Source organism: Acinetobacter sp. AOR43_HL (assembly GCF_027854635.1).
GTDB classification, from domain to species: Bacteria; Pseudomonadota; Gammaproteobacteria; order Pseudomonadales; family Moraxellaceae; genus Acinetobacter; species Acinetobacter pittii.
This window is the reverse complement of the sequence record NZ_JAKTHX010000029.1, coordinates 326,260-351,512: the sequence shown is the minus strand read 5'-3', so window position 1 is coordinate 351,512 and position 25,253 is coordinate 326,260. Positions and strand designations below refer to the sequence as shown.

General features: G+C 37.7%; 25 protein-coding genes. 16 read left to right on the top strand and 9 right to left on the bottom strand.

Annotated features, from left to right (window positions below; genetic code table 11):
• Position 1: 1 nt before the first annotated feature.
• The 6 genes from MKL33_RS13520 to MKL33_RS13495 form a co-directional block, all read right to left on the bottom strand.
• The gene (locus MKL33_RS13520) at positions 2–637 is read right to left on the bottom strand and encodes a MotA/TolQ/ExbB proton channel family protein (protein WP_005069550.1); all 636 of its coding nucleotides are present in this window, start codon (positions 635–637) and stop codon (positions 2–4) included.
• A gap of 50 nt (positions 638–687) precedes the next feature.
• Complete coding sequence (locus tag MKL33_RS13515; protein ID WP_032034851.1) at positions 688–1,575, bottom strand: ParB/RepB/Spo0J family partition protein; 888 nt, start codon at positions 1,573–1,575, stop codon at positions 688–690.
• On the bottom strand, positions 1,572–2,354 hold the full coding sequence (locus MKL33_RS13510; RefSeq protein ID WP_002121458.1) for a ParA family protein: 783 nt from the start codon (positions 2,352–2,354) through the stop codon (positions 1,572–1,574). The genes MKL33_RS13515 and MKL33_RS13510 overlap by 4 nt, the downstream gene beginning before the upstream one ends.
• Positions 2,355–2,375: 21 nt before the next feature.
• Positions 2,376–3,008 (bottom strand): 16S rRNA (guanine(527)-N(7))-methyltransferase RsmG, encoded by a 633-nt coding sequence (gene rsmG, locus MKL33_RS13505; protein ID WP_002121443.1) that lies wholly within the window; start codon positions 3,006–3,008, stop codon positions 2,376–2,378.
• A gap of 87 nt (positions 3,009–3,095) precedes the next feature.
• Positions 3,096–3,785, bottom strand: a complete 690-nt coding sequence (gene murU, locus MKL33_RS13500; RefSeq protein WP_141315259.1) for an N-acetylmuramate alpha-1-phosphate uridylyltransferase MurU — start codon at positions 3,783–3,785, stop codon at positions 3,096–3,098.
• Entirely contained in the window at positions 3,785–4,798 is a 1,014-nt protein-coding gene (locus MKL33_RS13495; RefSeq protein ID WP_270907135.1) for an aminoglycoside phosphotransferase family protein, read from the bottom strand. Before MKL33_RS13495 ends, murU begins: the two co-directional genes overlap by 1 nt.
• Before the next feature lie 120 nt (positions 4,799–4,918).
• On the opposite strand from MKL33_RS13495, the gene MKL33_RS13490 reads away from it, so the two are divergent.
• On the top strand, positions 4,919–7,360 hold the full coding sequence (locus MKL33_RS13490) for an LPS-assembly protein LptD (RefSeq protein WP_017386818.1): 2,442 nt from the start codon (positions 4,919–4,921) through the stop codon (positions 7,358–7,360).
• Positions 7,360–8,670, top strand: coding sequence for a peptidylprolyl isomerase (locus MKL33_RS13485; RefSeq protein WP_086398940.1), 1,311 nt, complete (start codon positions 7,360–7,362; stop codon positions 8,668–8,670). The genes MKL33_RS13490 and MKL33_RS13485 overlap by 1 nt, the downstream gene beginning before the upstream one ends.
• Positions 8,671–8,788: 118 nt before the next feature.
• On the opposite strand, the gene fba is transcribed toward MKL33_RS13485, so the two are convergent.
• The 3 genes from fba to MKL33_RS13470 form a co-directional block, all read right to left on the bottom strand.
• Positions 8,789–9,826, bottom strand: a complete 1,038-nt coding sequence (gene fba / locus MKL33_RS13480) for a class II fructose-bisphosphate aldolase (protein WP_002121428.1) — start codon at positions 9,824–9,826, stop codon at positions 8,789–8,791.
• 121 nt (positions 9,827–9,947) lie between these two features.
• A complete protein-coding gene (locus tag MKL33_RS13475) occupies positions 9,948–10,193 on the bottom strand; it encodes a hypothetical protein (RefSeq protein WP_206217710.1) in 246 nt (81 codons plus the stop codon).
• A 123-nt stretch (positions 10,194–10,316) separates the two neighbouring features.
• On the bottom strand, positions 10,317–11,504 hold the full coding sequence (locus MKL33_RS13470) for a phosphoglycerate kinase (RefSeq protein ID WP_270907134.1): 1,188 nt from the start codon (positions 11,502–11,504) through the stop codon (positions 10,317–10,319).
• Between the two features lie 138 nt (positions 11,505–11,642).
• On the opposite strand from MKL33_RS13470, the gene MKL33_RS13465 reads away from it, so the two are divergent.
• From MKL33_RS13465 to putP, 14 genes are all read left to right on the top strand, one after another.
• Positions 11,643–12,026, top strand: coding sequence for a DUF2237 family protein (locus MKL33_RS13465; RefSeq protein WP_002121396.1), 384 nt, complete (start codon positions 11,643–11,645; stop codon positions 12,024–12,026).
• Positions 12,026–12,619, top strand: coding sequence for a Maf family protein (locus MKL33_RS13460; RefSeq protein WP_270907133.1), 594 nt, complete (start codon positions 12,026–12,028; stop codon positions 12,617–12,619). The genes MKL33_RS13465 and MKL33_RS13460 overlap by 1 nt, the downstream gene beginning before the upstream one ends.
• A gap of 30 nt (positions 12,620–12,649) precedes the next feature.
• Positions 12,650–13,813 carry a ribosomal protein uL16 3-hydroxylase gene (locus MKL33_RS13455; protein ID WP_206232761.1) on the top strand — a complete coding sequence of 388 codons (1,164 nt, stop codon included), beginning with the start codon at positions 12,650–12,652 and terminating at the stop codon, positions 13,811–13,813.
• Between the two features lie 353 nt (positions 13,814–14,166).
• Positions 14,167–14,730 carry a TetR/AcrR family transcriptional regulator gene (locus tag MKL33_RS13450; RefSeq protein WP_002121343.1) on the top strand — a complete coding sequence of 188 codons (564 nt, stop codon included), beginning with the start codon at positions 14,167–14,169 and terminating at the stop codon, positions 14,728–14,730.
• A 468-nt stretch (positions 14,731–15,198) separates the two neighbouring features.
• Positions 15,199–15,510: an ArsR/SmtB family transcription factor gene (locus MKL33_RS13445; RefSeq protein ID WP_002121379.1), complete on the top strand. Its 312-nt coding sequence runs from the start codon at positions 15,199–15,201 to the stop codon at positions 15,508–15,510.
• Positions 15,511–15,918: 408 nt separating this feature from the next.
• Positions 15,919–17,121 carry a serine/threonine transporter SstT gene (sstT, locus tag MKL33_RS13440; RefSeq protein WP_017399485.1) on the top strand — a complete coding sequence of 401 codons (1,203 nt, stop codon included), beginning with the start codon at positions 15,919–15,921 and terminating at the stop codon, positions 17,119–17,121.
• A 5-nt stretch (positions 17,122–17,126) separates the two neighbouring features.
• Entirely contained in the window at positions 17,127–17,807 is a 681-nt protein-coding gene (locus tag MKL33_RS13435) for a YoaK family protein (RefSeq protein WP_033849841.1), read from the top strand.
• A 3-nt stretch (positions 17,808–17,810) separates the two neighbouring features.
• Entirely contained in the window at positions 17,811–18,347 is a 537-nt protein-coding gene (locus tag MKL33_RS13430; RefSeq protein WP_002121466.1) for a DUF2058 domain-containing protein, read from the top strand.
• A gap of 361 nt (positions 18,348–18,708) precedes the next feature.
• On the top strand, positions 18,709–20,556 hold the full coding sequence (locus tag MKL33_RS13425; RefSeq protein ID WP_270907132.1) for an ABC transporter ATP-binding protein: 1,848 nt from the start codon (positions 18,709–18,711) through the stop codon (positions 20,554–20,556).
• Positions 20,556–20,996 (top strand): MaoC family dehydratase, encoded by a 441-nt coding sequence (locus MKL33_RS13420; RefSeq protein ID WP_002121358.1) that lies wholly within the window; start codon positions 20,556–20,558, stop codon positions 20,994–20,996. The genes MKL33_RS13425 and MKL33_RS13420 overlap by 1 nt, the downstream gene beginning before the upstream one ends.
• 108 nt (positions 20,997–21,104) lie before the next feature.
• Positions 21,105–22,130, top strand: coding sequence for an AraC family transcriptional regulator (locus MKL33_RS13415; protein WP_002121430.1), 1,026 nt, complete (start codon positions 21,105–21,107; stop codon positions 22,128–22,130).
• Between the two features lie 37 nt (positions 22,131–22,167).
• Positions 22,168–22,542 carry a glycine cleavage system protein GcvH gene (gene gcvH, locus MKL33_RS13410; protein WP_005069578.1) on the top strand — a complete coding sequence of 125 codons (375 nt, stop codon included), beginning with the start codon at positions 22,168–22,170 and terminating at the stop codon, positions 22,540–22,542.
• 107 nt (positions 22,543–22,649) lie between these two features.
• Positions 22,650–23,348: an SIR2 family NAD-dependent protein deacylase gene (locus MKL33_RS13405; RefSeq protein ID WP_270907131.1), complete on the top strand. Its 699-nt coding sequence runs from the start codon at positions 22,650–22,652 to the stop codon at positions 23,346–23,348.
• Positions 23,349–23,759: 411 nt separating this feature from the next.
• A complete protein-coding gene (gene putP / locus MKL33_RS13400; protein ID WP_064784066.1) occupies positions 23,760–25,250 on the top strand; it encodes a sodium/proline symporter PutP in 1,491 nt (496 codons plus the stop codon).
• The last annotated feature ends 3 nt before the right edge of the window (positions 25,251–25,253 follow it).

Below are 25,253 nucleotides of genomic sequence, written 5' to 3'. Positions count from 1 at the left end.
ATCACCCAACACGACGATGTTCTGCTATAGACGAGGAACGTTTATAGAACAATGAGGCATGAAATAAAGTCGATTGCTGCTCTAGTTCAGCAATATAATCTTGTACTAATCTTTGGAAATAGCGATAAGCAACTAAAGCAGGAATCGCAATTAACATTCCCACAGCTGTAGTAATAAGCGCTTTAGAAATACCCGGAATCATTAAACTTGGACTACCTGCCGATCCAAAATCAATCACAAGGAATGACTCAATAATCCCAACCACTGTACCAAGCAGCCCTAATAAAGGCGCCACAGCACTCAAAGTCCCCAAGAAATTAATATTTTTTTCTAAATAAGAAATTTCTTGAGAAGCGGCTACTTCCATTTGTGCACGTGCAAATTGCTCACCATGCTCACGATGATCAAAACCTGCTTTTAAAATGTGAGCCAATGCGCTGTTTTGCACTTCTACATTTTGTTCCAAATTTTCCACAATATCTTCAGTTCTTAACGAACTATCATCAATTAATGCTTTGGGTAGAACTTGTGAACGTCTTAACCGAACAAAACGTTCAATGCTGATCGCAACAGTTAAAATTGAGCACAGAATTAAAGGCAGCATCAACCAGCCACCCGCTCTCACAAGTTCCCACATATCTTCTTCCCCAAGAATATAAAATTAGAAATATATGACCCAAATACAAATTAATCAGGCAAACAAATATTTAAAATGCCATCTAACTCATCTAAGGTATGGTAATGAATAACAAGCTTACCCTTACCTTTTTGATTATGATCAATTTTCACATTAGCGCCAAAACGCTCTGATAATTTTTGTGTCAATTGTTCAATATCAGGTGCTACAGGTGCTTTTTCCTTCTCCTGCTTAGGCTCACTTCTATCACGCACCAATTGCTCTGTTTGACGAACAGATAGTCCTTTTTCAATTACGATTTTAGCAACGTCTAATTGATCTTTACCCTTTAACGTCAAGATAGCTCGAGCATGCCCCATATCAAGCTGGCCTTGCTGCATGAAATCTTTAATTTCATCCGCCAAACTCAACAAACGAAGTAAATTACTTACGGTAGTACGTGCTTTCCCTACTGTGTCAGCAATTTCTTGATGGCTCAAACCGAATTCATCATGAAAACGCTGCAAGGCTATAGCCTGATCAATCGGATTTAAATCTTGACGCTGAATATTCTCAATAAGTGCTAATGCAATGGCAACCTGATCATTTAAATCACGAACAATTGCAGGAATTTCAGTTAAACCCGCAAGTTGCGCTGCACGCCAGCGTCGTTCACCAGCAATGATTTCGTATGGATGTGATTCATCATCAACTGGACGAATTACAATAGGTTGCATCACTCCATGTTTTTCAATAGAAGATGCTAGCTCTTGCAAATCATGCTCATGAATAAAGCGACGTGGTTGATATTCACCACGTTTCAATAAATTTACATCAATTTGTTTCAACTGTCCGTGGTCAAGTGCCTGTGCTTCCAGCTGTAATTTTTCTTTTTGAATTGAACCAAGTAATGCATCTAAACCACGTCCTTTAGCCAATCCGCGTTTTTTGATGCTCATACTTTACTTCCTTTCTTCACTTTACTTTTCTTCAACATCTCAGCTGCAAGATTTAAGTATGCAACTGCACCTTTAGAACTTTTCTCAAAATAGATAACAGGCAAACCATGTGCTGGCGCTTCTGCTAAGCGAACATTACGTGGAACGACAGTATCATAAAGTTTTTTACCGAAATACTGTTCTAACTCAGCAGATACATCACGTGTTAAAGCATTTCGTGCATCGTACATTGTACGTAATACACCAATAATTTCTAAATCAGGATTTAATGCCTTTTGAATACGATCTATAGTCTGGGTTAAATCAGCTAAACCTTCTAGCGCATAATATTCGCATTGCATTGGAATGATTACACTATCTACAGCTGCCAAAGCATTGACAGTAATCAAACTCAAGCTTGGCGCACAATCCACAATGATAAAATCAAATGAGTTTCGGATTTCATTCAAAGCATTTTTTAGAATGAATTCACGGCCCTCTTGCTCCGCAATAGCAAGCTCAACACCGGAAAGTTCACGATTAGAACCTAAAACTTTATATCCGACTTCTGCTTTTTGAATGGCCGTTTCAATTGGTACTTCACCAAGTAGAACATCCGTAATGGAATACAAAAGATCGTTCTTTTGAATACCAGACCCCATCGTAGCATTACCTTGTGAATCCATATCTACAAGTAATACACGTTTCTTTAATACAGCTAGAGACGCTGCAAGATTTACTGCAGTCGTTGTTTTACCAACACCACCCTTTTGGTTTGCAATCGCAATAATTTGAGCCATGGTAACCCTAATACTTTTTATTTAAATACGTTGAAGTAAAAGTAAATGACGTTGTTCATCAAGTCTTGGTACGCGCAGCTCAATCACTTTACATGAAAAGTCCTGCTTAAGTTGCTCAATTTCCTCAACTGGCACAACTCCTTTCATTGCTGCAATTATACTGCTTTGATGCAAGTATGGCTGAGCTGCATCCACAAAATCCGTTAAAGAAGCAAAAGCGCGACTTGTAATCACATCAAATTGACCAAGCTCATCAATTGTATCTTGATTTTCAACACGTGTTTGCACGGCTACTACGTTTTTTAACTTAAGGTCAGCAATAAACTGTTTCAAAAAACGAATTTTCTTACCATTTGAATCAAGTAATACACATGAGCGTTCCGGCTGACATAAAGCAATGATCATGCCCGGCATACCACCACCTGTACCTACATCAAGCAAACGGCCTGTTGGCAAATCTTTCAAAATACTTAGGCTATCTAACAAATGCTTCACTAACATTTCTTTCGGATCACGAATCGCTGTTAGATTATAAGCTTTGTTCCAAAGTACCAAAGCATCTTGATACTTCAACAATAATGTCAAAGCTTCATCGCTAAGCGATAAACCTAATTTTTGACTACCCTGTTGTAACTCTTGAAAAAACGGATGCATAAACAGATAACATCTAAGTAAAATTTAAAACAAAGTATACCCATTTATGCATCGTGGAACACTAGTTAACGATTAGGGATTACACACTTAATCGTAGAAGCCTTCACGAATTTGCAAATCTAGCTCCATTAAACGCTCAGGCGTTCCCACATCTACCCATGCACCTTTAAGCTTTTCACCAGATATTTTCTGATTATGCATCGCTTGCTTCAATAGTGGAGCTAAAGGACGCTTACCCGCTTCCAATCCGTCAAAAAGTTTAGGATGAATAACAGATAGACCACTAAAAGTGAGTTTTTCGCCCGTCACATCTTGATCGAATGTAAAAGCGCGCCCATCCAATAATGTAAAGTCGCCTTCAGGATGCTGTTTAGGATTATCAACCAACACAAGATGTGCCAAATCATCATTTAGCTTAATATGGCGCAGACCTTCAAAATCCATTGTGGTCCATACATCCCCATTCACCAGAATAAAAGGATCTGTTCCAAGCAGTGGCAAAGCATTAATAATTCCACCAGCTGTTTCTAGCCCTTCATCCTCTCGTGTCCAACGGATATCCACACCAAATTGAGAGCCATCACCTAAACTACTGATGAGCTTGTCGGCCAACCATGCAGAATTGATGACTATTTCAGTCACACCAATTTTCTTAAGTTTTTCAATATGCCACACAATCAGGGGTTTACCACCCACCTCAAGCAGAGGCTTTGGTGTATATAGCGTAAGTGGACGCATACGATTGCCCAAGCCAGCAGCAAGAATCATTGCTTTCATTATGCTGCTACCTCATAGCTACCATATTTCTCGATAAATTTAGGCATCACGATATTATTTATAAATGCCATAAACTCTTCAAGCTCAGCGTAACCACGACTTTCTTCGAGCAAATACCACATGACACGTGGTAAATCCCTCAAATAACCAGACTTACCATCACGTTCAAATAAGCGAACAAAAATGCCTAAAATTTTAATATGGCGTTGGATCGCCATTAAATCTGCATCACGTTTAAATTGATCAAAGCTACGGTTTTGTTTAGTCGACGCTGGCAACAGGTCATAAAACACTTTAAACCATTGATAAACACGATCAGCGTTCCATTGAACATATGCATCACGAGTAATCGAAATTAGATCATATGTATCAGCGCCAATAACAGCATCTTGGAAGTCGATTACCCCTAATTCTTGCTCATCGGTAATTTTCATCAAATTTCGACTATGAAAATCTCGATGTACAATAACTTGTGGTTGGGCTAATGCAGCATGAGCCAAGAAGTCAAATGCATTATCAATCGTTTTTTTCTGTTCAGCAGTCGGCTGAATAGAAAGCGACGGTAACATCCAGTCTGTGAGTAGATGCATTTCCGACATTAATTTTTCGTAAGAATAAGCTGGGAACTGATTAGTCCCGTCAATAGACTGCAATTGAATAAGTTGTTTAAAACTTTGTTCGTAGTATTTATCAACAGTTTCGTTAGTCAATAATGTCGACAAAAGCACATCGCCAAAGTCTTCTAACAATAGAAAACCTTGAGCCAGATCTTTCGCGACGATCTGAGGCACACGTACGCCATGGCTCGCAAAAAACTCGTCAATGGTCACAAACGGAACACAGTCTTCTTTTTCTGGAGGGGCATCCATGAGCATATACGTTTTATTTTGTAACTCGATACGCGCATAACGGCGGAAGCTTGCATCACCTGCTAAAAAAGCGATCTTAAATTGATCATTTTCAAGAACAGATGTAAGCCATGTATATATCAATTGTTCACGTTGTGTATTCATTTGCAATAAAATCTAAAACAAGCTGAGATTTTTGAAGGGTTAAGTGTAGCCACTTATAAACTTTTTCTCTATGATGCGACAATAATTAATTGTGAATTAGCATACTTGGTTAATGAGACAATGAAGCATCAGTTTAAATTTAATCCTTTAGCGACAGCTATTTTTACGCTCTTATGTGGCTCCATACAATCAAGTTATGCTGAGTCAACTGATGTTGTCTCCAATATAGACAATAATCAACTTAAAGCGAGCATCAAGGAAGCTTACCCAGGTCAAGAATTCTTTCAGCAATATTATGTTGATAAATCTGCACCTGAAGCTCAGCTTCGTGACAATAAATATTTAAGCTCGGCATTTTGCCAAGGCACATGGGTTACACCGATTAACCCTGAGACCAAAGCTTTAGATGCCGACAAAGCGACTTCTGTCGTTACTGCTAACTACGGACATTACAACCCAGCGGGTGATTCTGTTTTAGAAGGCGATGTCGTTATTGATCAGGAAGGACGCACAGTTCGTGCTGACAAAGTAACGATTGATAAGACCCAAACCTTTGCGCATGCACAAGGTCGAGTACAGTTAGCTCAAGGCGGGTTACTTTCACAGAGTGATGAAATTAATTACAACCTAAAAACCCAAACCGGGAATTTAGACAATAGTTTTTATATTTCTGAACAGCAACATGCCCATGGTCATGCAGGAAAAATCGAAAGGACCTCACCAAATGTTATGGTTCTTAATGATGCAACCTATACGACTTGCCCACCAGGCCAAAAACCTGGTTGGAAAATCCAAGCCAATAAAATTGAGTTAAATCAGGAAACTGGACGCGGCGTAACTCGTGGAACAAAATTATATGTTAAGGACGTTCCCGTTCTAGCTGTTCCCTATTTTAACTTCCCGATTGACGACCGCCGTACTACAGGTATTCTCAACCCACAATTTGGTTTCTCAAATGATGGTGGTGTTGAGCTTTCTGTTCCGGTTTATTTAAATCTTGCACCTAACTATGATTTGACACTTACTCCGCGATATTTAGCAGACCGCGGTGCAATGCTAAAAGGTGAATTTAGATATTTAACCGATGGCTTTGGTGCTGGGGAAATGTGGGGTGGCATCTTGCCATCTGACAAAGGTTATGATGACAAAGATCGTAAAGATTTCCATTTTTTACATAATTGGGATATCAATGATCAATGGTCTACTAACCTCGAATATAACTATGCATCAGATAAAGATTATTTCTCTGACTTAGATAGCAGTCCTAACTCTAAAACAGATCTTAACTTACGTAGAGCTTGGGAACTTAATTATCAACATGGTATTCCGGGTTTAAAAGCACAGCTTAAGGTCGAAGATTTCCAGACACTTGATCCTGAAGTTGCAGATGCAGATAAACCATACGCGCGTTTACCACAATTCTTATTAAATTACGTCACTGGTAATCCACTAGGACTACAATACGAATTTAATAACGACACTGCTTACTTTAAGAAATCAATTAATGATGATTCTGCTCAAGAAAGTAGTGGTACACGTATTTATAACCAGTTCGCAACGCGTTATAACTACCGTACACCGGCAGCTTTTGTGATTCCTGAAGTCTCTGTACGTTCTATTCAAACGTTTTATGATAAGGACAGTATCGCATCTCAAAATCTAGATGGTGGTTCCGAAAACAAATCAGTCGTTGTACCTCAATTCACGTTAGACACTGGACTGAACTTTGAACGTGATGGCAAGTACTTACAAACACTTACACCACGTGCTTTCTATGCATATGCGCCATACAAAAATCAAGATGGTTACCCTAACTTTGACTCAACTACTGCGTCAGTAAGTTATGATCAATTATTTAACCCTTACCGTTTTTATGGTCATGACCGCCTAGAAGACAATAACTTTTTATCATTGGGTGTAAGTTATAGCCTCTTTGACACAGTAGGTTTAGAACGTTTACGGGCAAGTGTAGGTCAAAGTTACTATTTCGAAGACCGTCGTGTCACCTTACAACGACAACAAGATGAAATTGATACTGAACGCAACACAGGTCCTGTGGTGAGTCTATCAAGCCAGCTTAACCAAAACTTTACCATTGCTGCCAACTCAGCTTGGATGTCGAATGGTGACAATGCTCAACGTGACTTCCAACTTTACTATACTGGTGATAAAGGAAATCTATATAACTTAGGCTATTTCTATCGTAAAGATATTCCTGGTCGTCAAGATACTTATGACCAAGTTGTTGCATCGTTTATACAACCAATTAAAGACAATTGGCGTATTATGGGCCACGTACAATATGACATGGACAATGATGTTGCCCGTGAACTCTTGCTAGGAGTTAACTATGAGTCATGTTGCTGGGGTATTTCTGTCTATGGCCGTTCATACTATAACGATCTAGACGATCCAAAATCTCCAGATGTTAGTGAAAAGCGCGCGATCATGGCCGAAATTACACTAAAAGGTTTAGGTGGTTTAAACAATAAACTCGCGTCTTTACTTGAAAATCGCGTTTTAGGTTTTAACAAAATTAATCAATCTTGGACACAACGTTAATGAAGACAAAGCATCTTAAACAGTTTTTTAAAGCAACTACACTTGCTGCCCTAATCTCTTCATCAATGCATAGTTTTGCCCAACCCGCTGATGAAGTTGTGGCAATTGTGGACAATAGCGTAATTTTAAAAAGCGATCTTCAACAAGGTATGGCTGAAGCAGCTCATGAACTGCAAGCTCAAAAAAAAGAAGTGCCACCTCAGCAATACTTGCAGTTTCAGGTATTAGATCAATTAATTTTGCGTCAGGCTCAACTTGAACAAGTTAAAAAATATGGCATTAAACCTGATGAAAAAAGCTTAAATGAAGCAGTCTTAAAAGTAGCAAGTCAATCTGGAAGTAAAAGTTTAGAAGCTTTCCAGCAAAAGTTAGATGCTATGGCACCAGGAACTTATGAAAGTTTACGTGGCCGAATCGCTGAAGATTTAGCGATTAGCCGTTTGCGCCAACAACAAGTGATGTCTCGTATTAAAATTAGTGATCAAGATGTAGAAAACTTCTTAAAATCACCTCAGGGACAAGCTGCGTTAGGTAATCAAGCACATGTAATTCATATGCGCATTTCTGGTGAAAATGTACAGGAAGTTCAATCTGTAGCTCAAGAAGTGCGTTCAAAGCTTGCGCAAAGTAATGATATAAATGCTTTGAAAAAACTTTCAACTGCAAATGTAAAAGTTGAAGGTGCTGATATGGGTTTCCGCCCACTGTCTGATATTCCTGCTGAACTTGCGGCTCGTATTACACCATTACAAGATGGTCAAACAACTGACCTAGTTTCAGTACGTGATGGTGTACATGTTTTAAAGCTTCTTGAACGTAAACAAAATGAGCAAAAAGCTTTAGTACCTCAATTTCAAACCCGCCACATTCTCATTCAGCCATCTGAAGTAGTGACTCTTGAGAATGCTAAGCAAATTATTGATAACATCTATAAACGCTTAAAAGCTGGTCAAGATTTTGCAACACTTGCAGCAACCTATTCAAATGACACAGGTTCAGCACGTGATGGGGGAAGTTTGGGTTGGGTAACACCTGGAATGATGGTTCCTGAATTTGATAAAAAAATGCAGGAAATTCCTGTAGGTGAAATTAGCGAACCTTTCCAAACTCAGTTCGGCTGGCATATCTTACAAGTAACGGATAAACGTGAAAAAGATATGACGCATGAATATCAAGAGCGGATGGCACGTCAAATTTTAGGTGAACGCCAATTTAACACTGAGATTGATAGCTGGTTACGTGAAGTACGTGCAAACGCATATGTAGAAATCAAAGATCCAAGTCTAGATAAAAAGAACTTACAAAAGTAAGTCTTTTTCTCTTCATCAAAACCTGTGACAAACACAGGTTTTTTTATGCATGAAATTTACATAATAAAAAACCGGTTATATAAATAACCGGTTTCTATAAATTAAACCCTAACGGGAATTATTTATAGCGATCAACCATTTTCTCTAAAGAAATCGGGCGAATCTTGTCAGCATTTCCAGCTGTACCAAACGCTTCATAACGATCAATACAAATTTGCTTCATTGAATCTACAGTTTTAGCAAAGTATTTACGTGGATCGAATTCAGCTGGGTTTTCAGCCATAAACTGACGAATTGCACCAGTAGATGCTAAACGTAAGTCTGTATCGATATTGATCTTACGCACACCATGTTTAATTGCTTCTACAAGCTGTTCAACAGGTACACCATAAGTCTCTTTAATATCACCGCCAAACTCATTTATTACTTTTAACCACTCTTGCGGCACAGAACTTGAACCATGCATAACAAGATGAGTATTTGGTAATGCCGCGTGAATTTCTTTAATGCGGTCAATTGCCAAGATATCACCTGTAGGTGGACGAGTGAACTTGTAAGCACCATGTGAAGTACCTACAGCAATCGCCAATGCATCTACATTAGTATCGGCAACAAACTGAGTCGCTTCTTCAACAGAAGTAAGAAGTTGTGAGTGATCAAGTACACCTTCTGCACCAACACCGTCTTCTTCGCCAGCCATACCAGTTTCAAGGCTACCTAAACAGCCAATCTCACCTTCGACAGAAACACCACATGCATGTGCTAAAGCAACAACATTACGAGTTACATCAACGTTGTATTCGTAAGAAGTAGGTGTTTTACCATCTGTACCTAATGAACCGTCCATCATCACTGAGCTAAAGCCAAGCTGAATTGAACGCTGACAGATATCAGGGCTTGTTCCATGGTCTTGATGCATTACCACTGGAATATGTGGCCATTCTTCAATTGCAGCCAAAATAAGATGGCGTAAGAATGGAGCGCCTGCATATTTGCGAGCTCCAGCTGATGCTTGAACAATTACAGGTGAATTGGTTGCATCCGCGGCAAGCATAATTGCACGCATTTGTTCTAAGTTATTTACGTTAAATGCTGGTACGCCGTAGTTATGTTCAGCAGCGTGATCCAAGAGCTGGCGCATTGAAATGAGTGCCATAATATCCTCCCAGGTAGTGCGGCCTATTCTACCCTGTCATTTATTTCAATTCAGCAACAAATCACAGTATTTCAAAAAAAATCCCTGCATTTGCAGGGATTTTTTAACAAAAAACAACAAATTAATGTGCTTCTGAAGCAGCAGCCTCACTTGGCGCACTACCTTCAACCACATCTGTATTCTTTTCATCTAGAACTGGCTTATCAATCGCATCAATTGCTGCTTGTTGCTCAGGTGTTACTTTTTCAGAAACAGCAGTAGATGCAGCTGATTCTTGACCCGCTTGAGATGCTTCATCTTTCTTAGCACAAGCAGTCAACATCATCGGTACAATTAATATAGCAGCAAATGTAAGCTTTAAATTCATCACTATTTTCCACAGTTGGTGATTTAATGCTCTACATTTTATTGCAAATATATGACAGTTTAATGACTTATCAATGAAAAAGGGATTGGTTACCCAATCCCTTCTTATTTCTATATAACAGTATTAAGCACGTTCAAGCAAAACAGCAACTGCTGGCAATGTTTTTCCTTCAACAAACTCAAGGAATGCGCCACCACCTGTAGAAATATAACCAATTTTGTCAGCTACGTTATATTTATCAATCGCAGCTAATGTATCTCCACCACCAGCAATCGAGAATCCTTCCGATTGAGCAACCGCAAGAGAAAGTGCTTTGGTACCTTCACCAAATTGATCTACTTCAAATACGCCTACTGGACCATTCCAAAGGATCGTTTTTGATGTTGTTAAAATATCAGCAAATGCTTTAGCTGTTTCTGGACCAACGTCTAAAATCATATCATTTGCAGTCACATCTTCTACTTTCTTCACAACAGCTTGAGCTGCTGCTAAAGAACCTAAGAAATCTTCAAAATTAATTTGCGATGCATCAGCAACTACAACATCTGTAGGAAGTGGAACACTTACTTTAGCAGCAATTTGTTTAGCAGTTTCAACCAAGTCAGCTTCATATAATGATTTACCAACGTTAAAGCCAGCAGCTGCTAAGAATGTATTTGCAATACCGCCACCAACGATCAGTTGATCACAGATACTAGAAAGTGAGTTTAAAACATCGAGTTTAGTTGAAACTTTAGAACCAGCAACAATTGCAACCATTGGTTTTTCAGGAGTTTGCATTGCACGGCCTAGTGCATCTAACTCAGCAGCCAATAAAGGACCAGCAGCAGCAACTGGAGCAAAACGAGCTACACCTTCAGTAGATGCTTCTGCACGATGAGCAGTACCAAATGCATCCATAACAAATACATCACATAATGCAGCATATTTTTGAGCGAGCTCTGGATTATTTTTCTTTTCGCCATAGTTAAAGCGTACATTTTCAAGCAATACAACTTGACCAGCTTCAACTTCAACGCCTTCTAGATAATCTGTTAATAATTTAACTTCTTGGCCTAATACTTCTGTTAAATAAGCAGCGACTGGTGCAAGTGATTGTTCTGGCTTTGGTTCACCTTCAACAGGACGACCTAGATGTGAACATACCATCACTGCTGCGCCTTTATCTAAAGCAGCTTTAATAGTTGGTAATGCTGCACGTAAGCGAGCATCGCTAGTAATCACACCATTTTTGACAGGAACGTTTAAATCTTCACGAATAAGGACACGTTTGCCTGTTAAGTTAAGGTCAGTCATACGCTGAAAATTCATGTAAAGCTCTCTTTATGATTTTAAAAACGCGCCAATTTTAAATGATTACATCAAAAAAGGTTAGTTTTTTTGCATAAAAGCTGTAGAAAGCCCCAGTTTTGATTATGATAGAGGTAGTTATTTGATATTTCACCCATTATGTCTATTCATCCAGATCCACAAATCAATCGCTTAAATGTTTTAGGGGAACCTTTAGCAAGTTGTTGCTTTGACCCTATTACAGGCTATTTTAGAAATGGTTTCTGCCACACAGCAGTAACAGACCTTGGTCAGCACACCGTATGTGCACAAATGACCTCTGATTTCTTAAATTTCTCTCAGAAAATTGGTAATGATCTTATTACTCCTTTGCCAGAAGTAGGTTTCCCTGGTCTGAAACCGGGTGATTTCTGGTGTATCTGCGTAACTCGCTGGGTAGAGGCTTATCAAGCTGGTGAAGCTCCTCCTATTAAAATACATGCATGTCATCAAGCTGTATTAAGCTATGTACCTTTAGATGTATTAATGGAATTTGCAGTGTAATGGTTCAGCCACAAATTATTTTGGCATCGAGTAGTCAAACTCGCAAAGACTTAATGGACCGTCTTGGAATTAATTATATTTGTATTAGTCCCGATATTGATGAAAGTCCTCGCGATGAAACCCATGCCGATGAACTTGCAAAAAGACTCGCTTTCACAAAAGCTCAGGTGATTGCTGAACAGAATCCATCAGCCATCGTTATTGGTTCAGATCAAGTTGCTTGGCGAGAGCATACCCCGCATGACTTTATTGGCAAACCGATGACTAGTGAAAATGCCAAAGCACAACTAGCCGAAAATTCTGGTCGAATTCTTTTTTTTAGTACAGCTCTTAGCGTGCAATGGCTCGATAGAGACTTTGAGCAAACGCTTGTTGAACATTATCAAGTTAAATTTCGAAACCTGAATCAAGCTGAAATTGAACGTTACGTTTTATTAGATCAGCCACTACATTGTGCAGGTAGCTTTAAGTGCGAAAGTTTAGGAATTAGCTTGTTTGAAAAAATGATAGGCCAAGACCAGACCACACTTATGGGTCTTCCTATGATTCAACTTTGCCATATTTTAAGGCAACTTGATCTACAAATTCCTTAATTCTAGATATTTTATAAATAGGTTATTTCCATGACAGAACCTTTAACAGTTTTAGGCGGTATTACTGCCGAGCAATTTTTAGCAGAGTATTGGCAGAAAAAACCTTTACTGGTGCGTAACGGATTACCAGAAATTATAGGTCTTTTACAACCTCAAGATGTGCAAGAACTTGCCTTGGAAGAACATGCAAGTGCCAGATTGATTCGCCAAAAAGATAAAAATCCAAATGAATGGCACGTAAAGTCTTCACCTTTAACCAAAGGTGATTTTCAAAAGCTACCAAAATTATGGTCAATTTTAGTACAGGCAGTAGATCACTACTCTTTTGATCTTTCTGAACTTTGGAAAAAATTTCCTTTTATTCCTCAATGGCGCCGCGACGATATTATGGTGTCTTATGCACCTAAGGGTGGTTCAGTTGGGAAACATTTCGATTTTTATGATGTGTTTTTAGTTCAGGGTCATGGTCATCGTCGCTGGCAGCTAGGTCAAATGTGCGATGTAAATACCACATTTGTACCCAATCAACCATTAAAACTTTTGCCAGAAATAGATGTGCAATTTGATGAAGTTTTAGCACCAGGTGATTTACTCTATGTTCCACCTGGAATGGCACATTATGGGGTTGCCGAAGATGACTGCTTAACTTTCTCATTTGGCTTTCGTATGCCAAACATTGCAGGAATGATGGAACGCATTAGCGATCAATTTTCAGCCAATACTTTACTTCAAAATCCTGTTATAGACATCGCACGCAAACAAATGAGTCAAATTGGTGAAATTAACTCAACTGAACTAAGCTATCTAAAAGACTTAGTTTTAGCTCAGTTGCAAGACTCTGCAGCACTTGATGCAGCAATCATGTCTTATATGAGCGAACCTAAATATCCAGATAATATTCCAGAACCTGATGAGATCGAAGCCGATGATCTTCAAGAGATCTTACATGAAGGTTATGAAGTTCTATTAGAACCTGCCTCTCGCCTACTTTATACAGAAAATAACGGAATTCTAAACTTCTGGGGAAATGGCGAAGCGCTATGTATAGCTGAAACCTTCGCACCAAAATTAAAAGCTATTGCTGATGGAGAGAGCTTAGCTTTCGATAGCGAATTTAATGAGCTTGAAATCCTTGAAAATGTTGCTTACTTACTCAATGAATCTATTTTGATGCTTTTACCTCCTTCAGAGTAAAAAACTTTAATAAAAGTGGACTTTTCAAAACAACGGGAAGTCCACTTTTAAATTAGCCGAAAAACTCAAAAATAGATTTGTTTTTTGTTTATTAATTTTCCTTTTTAAATTTTAAAGCGACTTATCGCAAAAATATTGGAGTTAAAAGATTTTGAAAAAGGAAGTATAATTATTTAAATATATAGCCTAAAACTCTTTACCTTTCCCTTAAAAGTAAAACTTCAGCGTTTAAAAAAATAATATCTTTTTTCTATCAATAACAAACAATACCTTGTAAAATTAAATTATCTAGATTCTCATTGATAAAGATCACCGTTCAAGCTAATAGCAATTCATTTGTGAGAGGCTAAAATATGTCGAAAAAAGATGACATTATTAACACCGCATTAAGACTTTTTAACTCGTATAGCTATAATTCTATAGGTGTAGATCGCATCATTAATGAATCTGGCGTTGCAAAAATGACTTTCTATAAGCATTTTCCATCAAAAGAAAAATTAATTGAAGAGTGTCTACTTCTTCGAAATACGCTTCTACAAAACTCTCTTACTTCTGCCTTATCAAAACATGATGAGTTAGACCCTCTTGCCAGAATTAAAGCAGTATTTTTATGGTATTCCGACTGGTTTAATAGCGAAGATTTTAATGGCTGTATGTTTCAAAAAGCCTTGGAAGAGGTTTTAAAACAATATCCTTCAACACATCAACCTGCCACTTTGTATAAAGCTTGGTTGACTCAACTTATGCAAAATCTTCTTAACCAGTATGATGTAAAAGAGCCAGTTCCCCTATCTTTACTACTCGTTAATATTTTGGAAGGTATGACCATACAGGCTCAAGTCGAACATGGTTCAATAAAAATTAATGATTACTGGACTCGAGTAGAAAAATTAATCGATTTCGAAAGAGCAGCATAAAAATAAAGCGTGATATTCTTCTTCTTATATTTAATGATTCTTCTTATGTATCACGCTGCGTCTGAAAGTCATTTTGGTTCACAATTAGACGTTTTTTTCGACCTTACTGAACCAAAATATACAGACCTGTCTGTACAAAACAGATTATATATTTAAAAAATAAAAACTCAATCCTTTTTTATGATTTGTCTCAAGATAAATTAGATTTAACTATTTATCGAAAGCAAATTGAAATTGTTTTAGGTTGACTTCGTTTCACTTATACTTAACAATTACACTTATAACATAAAGCAACATTTTAGACACAAAAGAAATACAAATAGTTGTTTTTAATTAGAAAGACTACTTATTTATCAATTCCCCTTATATTGCTTTTCAACAAAAACAATTGGATTGATTAGTTTTGCTACATTCATTTTCATAAGATCAATCTATACTATGCCCGCTATATTGATATAGGTATAAAGTATGAAAGATGGACTCCAAATCGAAGAAATGAAAAATGCGGCTGATTCAGTCGTTGGAATTCTTAAATCTTTGGCTAATACAGATCGTTTATTAATTTTATGTCACTTAGCTTATGAGGAGTTAAATGTTTCTCAAATTGAAGAGAAAACCCAAATTACCCAGCCCACTCTTTCACAACAACTTATGATGCTACGCAAAAGTGATGTTGTATCAACCCGTCGTGATGGCAAGCAAATTTTTTATTCAATTAAGGATGACAATATGCATTCAATTTTAAATACGCTTCATCAGCTGTACTGTGCAAGTAAATAATATTTTTTAAATTATAAATTTATAATAATAGTAGTAACTTCCTGAAATATGCGATTTTTCAGCTTGAAAGCTTAGAGTCCAATCCAAGCACAAAGTTTTGAAAATTCGCGTAGCTTTTCTAAAAAGCTCAACCATATTTAACTTTTTGCCACCCTATTTTCTTTAGCCTATTCCATGCTTTCACAGCTTTTTGATATACCTAGTTTTTTAATGAGCAATTAACAAGCAAAACCACCAACTACAAAATTTAAAATATTAAATTAAGACCAATAAAAACAAATATTTAATATTACCATCAAGTATAAATACTTATAGGTGCTATAAAAAAGCTTAAGATTCACATCACTTAAGTATAAAATACTCCGCTTGTTCAACCTTTAGCCATGATTAGGTTAATAAGGCCTTTATATGCTTGCATTCTTTTCTCGATTAAGCTTAGTCACTAAGATTATTATCGCCATTATTCTAGGGATAGGCGTTGCATTACTATTTCCGAACGTTACGCCTTACTTAAGTTTATTTGGTGAGCTTTTCATTAAAGCCTTAAAGTCGGTTGCCCCTATTTTAGTTTTTGTATTGGTACTTTCTTCTATTGCCAACTTCCAAGTGGGTCATAGCGCCAATTTACGCCCTATTATGATTCTATATGTGGCAGGTATGTTGCTTGCAGCTTTCACAGCTGTGATTGTCAGTCTTTCTTTTCCAAGCACATTATTCCTCAATACAGTTTCACATAATGACTTACAAGCGCCTGGTAGTCTCGCAGATATATTAAAAAACTTGCTCTTAAGCTTTATTGCAAACCCTGTTCAAGCAATTAGTGAAGCTAACTTTATTGGTATTTTAGCTTGGGCAATTGGCCTAGGTTTAGCTATGCGTCATAGCTCAGACACCACAAAACAAGTGATGCAGGATGTTTCACATGCTGTAAGTGCTATTATTCATAAAGTAATTGCTTTTGCACCAGTCGGTATTTTCGGATTAGTTGCAGTGACTTTTGCCGATGCTGGCCTTGCAACACTTGAAAGCTATGCACAATTATTAGTGGTATTGTTAGGTACCATGTTCTTTGTTGCTTTAGTTATCAACCCTATTCTTGTTGCCCTTACTATACGTGGAAATCCATACCCTCTCGTATTTAAGTGTCTAAAAGAAAGTGGTATTACAGCTTTCTTTACTCGAAGCTCAGCAGCAAACATTCCAGTTAACTTAGATTTGGCAGAGCGTTTAGGTGTTAACCCATCTACAGCTAGTGTCTCTATTCCTTTAGGTGCAACAGTAAATATGGCAGGTGCAGCAGTCACGATTACTGTACTTACATTAGCTACTGTGCATACGCTTGGCATTCATGTTGATTTTGCGACAATGGTTATTTTATCAGTTGTTGCTACTGTTTCAGCTTGTGGTGCTTCGGGTGTTGCAGGTGGTTCTTTACTTTTGATTCCGGTAGCTTGTAGTCTATTTGGTATTTCAACAGAAATTGCTATGCAAGTTGTAGCGGTTGGTATGATTATCAGTGTATTGCAAGACTCTACAGAAACAGCCCTTAACTCATCTACAGATGTATTATTTACCGCAGCTGTAGATATTCGCTCTAAGCAAGCGTCTTAAGCAAAATGCCATTTCAACGCCTACCAAACTGGTTCCAACTTGGAGCCTTTTTGCTGGCATTTAATGCCGGAATGATTAATGTCTTAGGATTAATTACTCTTTTGCATCAATCTATTTCACATATGACTGGCAACGTTAGTATGCTGGCTATGAGTTTGGTAGAGTGGCAACCAGAACATATCATTTTTTTACTTCTGGTGATTATTTGTTATGTTTGCGGTTCATTTTATAGTGGTTTTATTTTAGGTAGTAGTCATTTTCGACTAGGTCGTCGTTATGGCTTACCTTTGAGCCTTGTTGCCTTATTCATTTTCCTTTGCTGGCTATTGCTTCCTTATTTTCCACGCTATGGATTATTATGGGCTTGTACGGCAATGGGGTTACAAAATGCGATGGTAAGCCACTACAAAGGAACGATTATTCGCACTACTCATCTATCTGGTGTGCTGACTGATATTGGTTTAGCACTTGGATATAAAGCCAGGGGCTTAATTGTAGAAAATCGACGTATTGTTTTACATTTACTTATTCTTGCTGGCTTCCTGCTGGGTGGAATTCTTGCCGCTTCAGTACATCCATATTTGAAACTACAATCATTTTTATTGCCAGCAATTTTAAGCTTAGCCTTAAGTATTTCTTACTGGATAGTTTATCTCTATAGTACTTCAACTTCACACAAGGACTAAGACATGGTTAAAAATGCCTTACAAGCACAGTTATTAAAAGCTGGTTTAGTTGATAATAAAAAAGCAAAAAAATTAACAAAGCAAGCTCATCACGAACAACGTCTTGGGCTAAGTAATGAAGCTGAAATCAAAGCAAATATTGAAAAAGCTCAACAAGAAAAGTTAGCTAAAGATCAGGCTTTAAATTTAGAAAAACAGAAACAGCTTGAAGAAAAAGCACTTAAAGCATCAATCATTCAGATGATTAAGCAGCACAAAATTACTGATTTTGCTGGGGATGTGGCTTATCAATTTATTGATGAAAATAAAATCAAAAAAGTGTATCTATCTCAGCAAGTTTATAACGCACTTGTTGCAGGTAGCCTAGTTATTGCTAAAGATCAAGATCAATACGCCTATCTTCCAAAAGCTTTAGGTGAAAAAATTGATCAAAAAATGCAAGGCTTCATTTTGATTAATAATGCTGAGAAAAACGAACAAGCCACTGATGAGGAAGATCCATATGCAGCATATGTTATTCCAGATGACTTAATGTGGTAATACGATACTTAGGCCTTTATGACCCACATCTAAAGGCCTTTTCTAATATGTGTAGCTGTAATAATTTAACAGATGTTCAAAATACTAATAAAAAATACTTAAAGAATAAATTCCTTCACCCTTTATCTATTAATCTCGATATAATAAATAATATTTTTAGTCCTCGCGACGTTCTTGAAGATTTCTTCGAGTCTCCATTTTTGCGTCATGTATTAATTTAAGACGTACAACATTATCAGTTCATGTGTATTTGCATATATTCACAAGATCGAAACCCTAAGTGATATTGATCTAACTGACTTTTTGCAAATTAAATTGCAAAGATTTAATTAAGTGGCTTTTGTGTCAAAGGTAGTAATTCATGCTGAAGTGGTTTGAAAAACTTGTAGATCCCTACCCAACTAAAGGTTTAGATGAACCTTTACCGACTCGTTTTTTCCCATTTGTGTGGCAAGCTACGGAAGGCCTACGCCCTTACCTATTCTTACTTATTCTTTTTACAGCAGGTGCTGCAAGCTTTGAAGCCTTACTTTTTTCAAAGATTGGACAACTCGTAGACTGGTTAAGTAAAAGTCATCCAGAAAGCTTTTTAAGTCAGCATTCTACTGATTTACTCATTTTGATTGCGGTCTTATTTACCAACATCTTTTTTGTAAATATTCAATCTATTATCAAACATCAGATTTTATATAGTACCTTCCCAATGCGTTTGCGCTGGCGCTTCCATAATCTTTTATTGAAGCAAAGCTTGGACTTTTTCCATAATGACTTTGCTGGACGACTTTCTGCGAAGGTTATGCAAACAGCATTAGCAATCCGTGAGTTCTGGATTATTTTGGGTGACATGTTGGCCTACGTCAGCATTTACTTCATTACAGTCAGCATTGTTCTTGGCGCAATTTCACCAATTTTACTTATTCCACTTTTAGTTTGGTTAAGCCTATTTTTATTAAGCGCATGGTTCTTTATCCCCCGCTTAAGTAAAGTTTCTCAGCAACAAGCCGATGCTAGAGCGATCATGACGGGCCGTGTAACAGATGCATACACCAATATCCAAACGGTAAAACTATTTGCCCATGCTGGTCGTGAAAGCCAATACGCAAAAGCATCTATGAAAGAGTTTATGACTACAGTCTATGCTCAAATGCGTTTAGGTACCCTCTTTGAAGTCAGCATCAATATGTTGTCTGCTGTTTTGTTTGTAGGTGTAATTGGTACCTCTGTTTGGCTATGGACCCAAGGTTTAGCAGCATTAGGTGTAATCGCAGCCACTACTGCAATGATTTTAAAACTTAATAGTATGGCTGAATTTATGATGTGGCATATGTCAGCCTTATTTGAAAATGTTGGAACCATTCAAGATGGTATGCAAACATTAGGTAAAAAAATCAATATTCAAGACAAACCAGATGCAAAACCACTTGCAGTGACCAAAGGTGAGATTGTATTTAAAGATGTAAGCTTTGCTTATAACAATAAAAATGTGATTGATCACTTCAACTTGCATATTAGAGCAGGCGAAAAAATAGGAATTGTGGGTCGTTCTGGCGCAGGAAAGTCGACACTGATCCAGTTGCTTTTGCACTTTTACCATCTTAAGCAAGGTGCAATTTTAATTGATGGCCAAAACATCGAAGATGTAACTCAAGATAGTCTAAGAGCTAATATTGCTTTAGTTACTCAAGATACGTCTTTATTGCATCGCTCAGTTGCAGAAAATATTAAATATGGTCGCCCTGATGCATCTGATGCAGACATGGAGAATGCTGTAAATAAAGCCAAAGCTGCTGAATTTATTCCGCAATTAGTTGATTTAAAAGGACGTAGTGGTTATAACGCTCAAGTAGGTGAACGTGGTGTTAAACTTTCTGGTGGTCAAAGACAGCGTATTGCCATTGCACGTGTATTCTTAAAAGATGCTCCTATTCTTATTTTAGATGAAGCAACTAGTGCATTAGACTCGGAAGTTGAAGCAGCAATCCAGTCAAGTTTAAATGACCTGATGGTTGATAAAACCGTTATTGCAATTGCACACCGTTTATCTACTATTGCACAAATGGACCGTTTAATCGTTCTTGATGAAGGTAGAATTGCTGAGCAAGGAACTCATGAAGAGTTAATTGCGCAAAATGGTATATACGCACAGTTATGGAAACGTCAAACAGGGGGTTTCCTAATTGAACAAAAAGTATTACAGGGTCAAGATTAATGCTTTATTTAGAAGATTTGAAAATTGGTGATCGTTTCATTAGCCGTGAATATGAAATTACCTTAGATGAAATCAAAAAATTCGCAAGCTCCTATGACCCTCAACCCTTCCATATAGATGAAGAACAAGCTAAGCACGATCCAATTTTTCAAGGAATTGCTGCTAGCGGTTGGCATACTTCTGCAATTACTATGCGGTTATGGACAGAATGTATGCCGATTCATGGCGGCCTGATTGGTTCAGAGTCTAGCTTACGGTGGCCACGCCCTACTCGACCAGGTGATAAAATTCATGTTGAAGCAGAAATTTCAGCGATCACACCATCCAAAACAAAATTAGATCGTGGTATTGTAAGTTACGTTACGCAAGCCTTAAATCAAAATGGTGACGTATTACTTATTTCAACAACAAAAATTGTTGTCTTTAAAAAGAATGTTTAAAACATGGTTGATATGATTGTCTAACAGTTTTTATAAACTCAGATTATATTTCATGACAAGATGTTTAAGAAATGCATGTGACAAATTGATGAGAGCAATGGAACGCATATGAAAATTACCTCAGCTCGTCAAGATCAAGGTATTCCGGGAGTCTATGGCTTATTGCTATTAGATGTTGTTTCGCGTTGGGGATATAACGATGAAACATTATTTGCTCCATTTCATCTTACTAGTGAGCAACTGGCCGATCCTGATTATCGTATTTCTACACCTGTAGCAAACGAACTAGTTAAACACGCGCTTAATTTAACTGGTGAAACCACGTTGGGTTACCATCTTGGTACTCAAATGCGTATTTCGATTCATGGCTTCATTGGCTATGCGATTATGACAGCCAAAGATATTACAGAAGCAATTGCCCTTGCAGCACGCTTTATTCAACTACGTCTACCTTTTTTACAACTCTATTTTTCAACGTTTGGCCCAAAAGCTACCCTACAATTACAGTGTGACATCGAACTTGAACCTCTAAGAACAGAAATCGTTTTAGGTTTGACCATTGGTATTATGAGTATGGCCAAAGCGATTACGGGTATCGAAGATTTAGCTGGTGATGTAGATTTGGACTTTCCTGAACCAGAAGGCTTTGAAAAGTATAGAAATAAACTAAGCAGCACAATTCGCTTCAACCAGCCACATCTGATTTCAAGTTTTGATAAAAAATACTTAGGAATTAAGTTAGTTAATGCTGATCCTATCGCAAGTCAGGTTGCTATTAATCAGTGCGAAGCCGAACTTTCCGCTTTAGGTGAGCGCCGTCGTTTAGCAATGCGAGTTCGTGATATTTTAAGTAATTCTGAACAACATTATTTAAGCATTGAAAATGTAGCTGAATGTCTACACATGTCAGACCGTACACTAAAGCGCCAATTAGCGGCTGAAGGAACTTCATTTTCTACATTGGTTGATGAAGTGCGCTATCGACATGCAACATCTCTACTTTCACGTACAGATTACAGTCTTGAACAAATTGCAGATGAACTTGGCTATTCAGACGTTGCAAATTTTAGCCGTGCTTTTAAACGCTGGAGTGGCCGTAGCCCAAGCAACTGGCGTAAAGACCCATACTTATAATGTTTAAAACTATTGGACACAAGCTTAAGGAGTTACCATGAATCATCCTTCTGAACTGAAGTATGCACGTACACATGAGTGGGTAAAGATTGAGGGTGATCTTGTTATTACAGGGATTACCGATCATGCACAAGATGAACTTGGCGATTTGGTTTACGTTGAAACTCCAGAAGTTGGGAGTAAAGTTACTGCTGGCGAACAAGCTGGTGTGGTTGAATCAGTAAAAACTGCTTCTGACATCCATGCTCCTGTTTCAGGCACTGTAGTAGAAGTAAATACTGACCTTGAAGATGATCCTGATTTTGTAAATGACGATCCATATGGAAAAGGCTGGATTTATAAAATCAAACCAGACAACATTGCAGATGTTGAAAAACTTTTAACAAATGCAGAATATGAAGCTGGCTTATAAAAGATAGCTATAGCTTTTCATATTTAATAAAAACCAGTTTAGTCTTAAACTGGTTTTTTCTTTATCTATTATCTATTCAAATTCAGTTTTACGAATCGGTAACTTCTATGACAAAGCTTGTTGTATTCTCTGGCGCTGGCATGAGTGCTGAAAGTGGAATTAGCACTTTTCGTGACAGCAATGGCTTATGGGAAAATTACGACATCCAACAAGTTGCCACACCTGAGGCATGGCAAAAGAACCCTGCTCTAGTTCAACGCTTTTATAATGAGCGACGTAAAAATATTTTAGAGGCTGAACCCAACGAAGCTCATCACTATATTGCCAAACTACAAGACTACTTTGACGTACAAGTGATTACTCAAAATATTGATGATTTACATGAACGGGCTGGAAGTTCTAACGTTTTACATTTGCATGGAAATATTCGTTTAGCGAAAAGCTCTGGCCCGAATGCACAATTTACAACACAGTTTTACCATATTAATGGTTGGAAGCTAGATTTAGAACAAGACTTTTGCCCAGATGGCTATCCCCTGCGTCCACATGTAGTCTGGTTCGGTGAAACTGTACCTGCCTATGAAGAAGCAGTTCAATTAGTACAGAGTGCAGATATTTTTATTGTGATCGGCTCGACATTAAGCGTATATCCAGTTGCAGCTTTAGTTCATGAAATTTCAAATCAATGTAAAGCCTACTATATAGATCCAAATGCGGATCATCTGCGTGTTCCTCACCAATATGAGTTATTAAAGATGTCAGCAACTCAAGGAATGCATAAAATTTTTGAAAATTTAATCAGCTAATTGCTATTTTTAGACACTAAATAAGCCCAACGTGTATAAAAAAATTATTAATTGAACAAAAAATTGTCGATTTTTTTAACTTTATTCTAAATTTCTATAAATTTTTTTTGACCAATAGCCTATTTATAACTCTATATTGATTTAGTTTTTTTCAGAATGGCGTTTTTTTGCTGAAAAAATTTAAAAAAATAAATATTAAAAAATTATAAGTTAATGATTAATATTATAATTTTATATCTCTAAAATCAATTTATTTCAAGTTACACAATGATACAAAAGTACAATATAAAAATAACAGTGCAAAAAAAATCTTTTGTGGTTGAATCTCAACCTCTTGGATGCCGTACAAGAAAACAGCGACCTGGATTAGGTTACAATCACGGATTATGGATATAAGGACACACATCCATTATGAGTTATTTTGATCCCACCCTCATCATGTTTATGGTGTACATCGTAGCAATGGTTCTTATTGGCTTATTTGCCTACCGTGCTACAAGCGACTTCTCAGATTATATTCTCGGTGGTCGTAGTTTAGGCAGTTTCGTAACTGCATTATCCGCAGGCGCATCAGACATGAGTGGTTGGCTGCTCATGGGTTTACCAGGCGCGATTTATCTTTCTGGTTTATCTGAAGCGTGGATTGCAATTGGTCTTATTATCGGTGCTTGGCTTAACTGGCTACTGGTTGCTGGTCGATTACGCGTTCATACTGAAGTCCAAAATAATGCACTCACGTTGCCAGATTATTTTACAAGTCGTTTTGACGATCAGAAAAAAGTACTTCGTATTTTCTCTGCCGTTATCATCTTGGTTTTCTTCGCAATTTATTGTGCTTCAGGCATGGTAGCAGGCGCCCGTCTATTTGAAAATTTATTCGGAATGTCTTACAACACGGCTATTTGGCTCAGTGCTATCGCGACCATCAGTTATGTTTGTATTGGTGGATTCTTAGCAATTAGCTGGACCGATACGTTCCAAGCTGGCTTAATGATTTTTGCTCTGTTGTTAACACCAATTGTGACTTACCTTGCGATTGGCGATACGACTCATTTCGTTACGCTCATTGAAACTGCGCGCCCGCATGCGTTTAACATCATCTCAGATTTGAGTGTTGTGGCGGTTCTATCCTCCATGGCATGGGGCTTAGGTTACTTTGGTCAACCACATATCCTTGTACGTTTCATGGCTGCTGACTCTGTAAAATCAATTCCTGCTGCGCGCCGTATTGGTATGACTTGGATGATTTTATGTTTAGTTGGTGCTGTCGGCGCGGGTTTCTTCGGTATTGCTTACTTCCAGCAACACCCTGAATTAGCAGCAGTTGTAAGCAAAAACCCTGAAACTGTATTTATGGAATTGACTAAAATCTTATTCAATCCATGGATTGTAGGTATCATTTTGGCTGCAATTTTAGCTGCTGTAATGAGTACATTGAGCTGCCAGCTTTTGGTATGTTCGAGTGCATTAACAGAAGATTTATACAAAGGCTTCATTCGTAAGAACGCTTCTCAGAAAGAGCTTGTATGGGTTGGCCGTGTTATGGTTCTTGCGATTGCTGTTCTTGCGATTGCTCTTGCTGGTAACCCAGACAGTAAAGTTCTTGGTCTTGTTGCTTATGCATGGGCTGGTTTCGGTGCTGCATTTGGTCCGCTTATCATCTTGTCATTGTTCTGGAAACGTATGAATTTACAAGGTGCTCTAGCGGGTATGATCGTTGGTGCAGTTGTAGTGATTGGCTGGAAAAATCTTTTCGCAGACACTGGTGTTTACGAAATCATTCCAGGCTTTATCCTTGCATTTATCAGCATCATTGTAGTGAGTCTCTTAACTAAAGCGCCAAATACGACAGTAACTGGCCGCTTTGAAAAAGCAGATGAACTCTACAAAGAAAGCGTATAAGTT

What these genes read in the sequence shown, in the direction of transcription:
- MKL33_RS13485 (WP_086398940.1), top strand. Translation starts at nt 7,360, where the DNA reads ATGAAGACAAAGCATCTTAAACAGTTTTTTAAAGCAACTACACTTGCT.
- MKL33_RS13415 (WP_002121430.1), top strand. Translation starts at nt 21,105, where the DNA reads ATGAAAATTACCTCAGCTCGTCAAGATCAAGGTATTCCGGGAGTCTAT.
- MKL33_RS13450 (WP_002121343.1), top strand. Translation starts at nt 14,167, where the DNA reads ATGTCGAAAAAAGATGACATTATTAACACCGCATTAAGACTTTTTAAC.
- MKL33_RS13475 (WP_206217710.1), bottom strand. Translation starts at nt 10,193, where the DNA reads ATGAATTTAAAGCTTACATTTGCTGCTATATTAATTGTACCGATGATG.
- MKL33_RS13490 (WP_017386818.1), top strand. Translation starts at nt 4,919, where the DNA reads ATGAAGCATCAGTTTAAATTTAATCCTTTAGCGACAGCTATTTTTACG.
- MKL33_RS13430 (WP_002121466.1), top strand. Translation starts at nt 17,811, where the DNA reads ATGGTTAAAAATGCCTTACAAGCACAGTTATTAAAAGCTGGTTTAGTT.
- MKL33_RS13405 (WP_270907131.1), top strand. Translation starts at nt 22,650, where the DNA reads ATGACAAAGCTTGTTGTATTCTCTGGCGCTGGCATGAGTGCTGAAAGT.
- MKL33_RS13515 (WP_032034851.1), bottom strand. Translation starts at nt 1,575, where the DNA reads ATGAGCATCAAAAAACGCGGATTGGCTAAAGGACGTGGTTTAGATGCA.
- putP (WP_064784066.1), top strand. Translation starts at nt 23,760, where the DNA reads ATGAGTTATTTTGATCCCACCCTCATCATGTTTATGGTGTACATCGTA.
- MKL33_RS13425 (WP_270907132.1), top strand. Translation starts at nt 18,709, where the DNA reads ATGCTGAAGTGGTTTGAAAAACTTGTAGATCCCTACCCAACTAAAGGT.
- murU (WP_141315259.1), bottom strand. Translation starts at nt 3,785, where the DNA reads ATGAAAGCAATGATTCTTGCTGCTGGCTTGGGCAATCGTATGCGTCCA.
- MKL33_RS13470 (WP_270907134.1), bottom strand. Translation starts at nt 11,504, where the DNA reads ATGAATTTTCAGCGTATGACTGACCTTAACTTAACAGGCAAACGTGTC.
- MKL33_RS13520 (WP_005069550.1), bottom strand. Translation starts at nt 637, where the DNA reads ATGTGGGAACTTGTGAGAGCGGGTGGCTGGTTGATGCTGCCTTTAATT.
- MKL33_RS13510 (WP_002121458.1), bottom strand. Translation starts at nt 2,354, where the DNA reads ATGGCTCAAATTATTGCGATTGCAAACCAAAAGGGTGGTGTTGGTAAA.
- MKL33_RS13460 (WP_270907133.1), top strand. Translation starts at nt 12,026, where the DNA reads ATGGTTCAGCCACAAATTATTTTGGCATCGAGTAGTCAAACTCGCAAA.
- MKL33_RS13455 (WP_206232761.1), top strand. Translation starts at nt 12,650, where the DNA reads ATGACAGAACCTTTAACAGTTTTAGGCGGTATTACTGCCGAGCAATTT.
- gcvH (WP_005069578.1), top strand. Translation starts at nt 22,168, where the DNA reads ATGAATCATCCTTCTGAACTGAAGTATGCACGTACACATGAGTGGGTA.
- sstT (WP_017399485.1), top strand. Translation starts at nt 15,919, where the DNA reads ATGCTTGCATTCTTTTCTCGATTAAGCTTAGTCACTAAGATTATTATC.
- rsmG (WP_002121443.1), bottom strand. Translation starts at nt 3,008, where the DNA reads ATGCATCCGTTTTTTCAAGAGTTACAACAGGGTAGTCAAAAATTAGGT.
- fba (WP_002121428.1), bottom strand. Translation starts at nt 9,826, where the DNA reads ATGGCACTCATTTCAATGCGCCAGCTCTTGGATCACGCTGCTGAACAT.
- MKL33_RS13420 (WP_002121358.1), top strand. Translation starts at nt 20,556, where the DNA reads ATGCTTTATTTAGAAGATTTGAAAATTGGTGATCGTTTCATTAGCCGT.
- MKL33_RS13445 (WP_002121379.1), top strand. Translation starts at nt 15,199, where the DNA reads ATGAAAGATGGACTCCAAATCGAAGAAATGAAAAATGCGGCTGATTCA.
- MKL33_RS13495 (WP_270907135.1), bottom strand. Translation starts at nt 4,798, where the DNA reads ATGAATACACAACGTGAACAATTGATATATACATGGCTTACATCTGTT.
- MKL33_RS13435 (WP_033849841.1), top strand. Translation starts at nt 17,127, where the DNA reads ATGCCATTTCAACGCCTACCAAACTGGTTCCAACTTGGAGCCTTTTTG.
- MKL33_RS13465 (WP_002121396.1), top strand. Translation starts at nt 11,643, where the DNA reads ATGTCTATTCATCCAGATCCACAAATCAATCGCTTAAATGTTTTAGGG.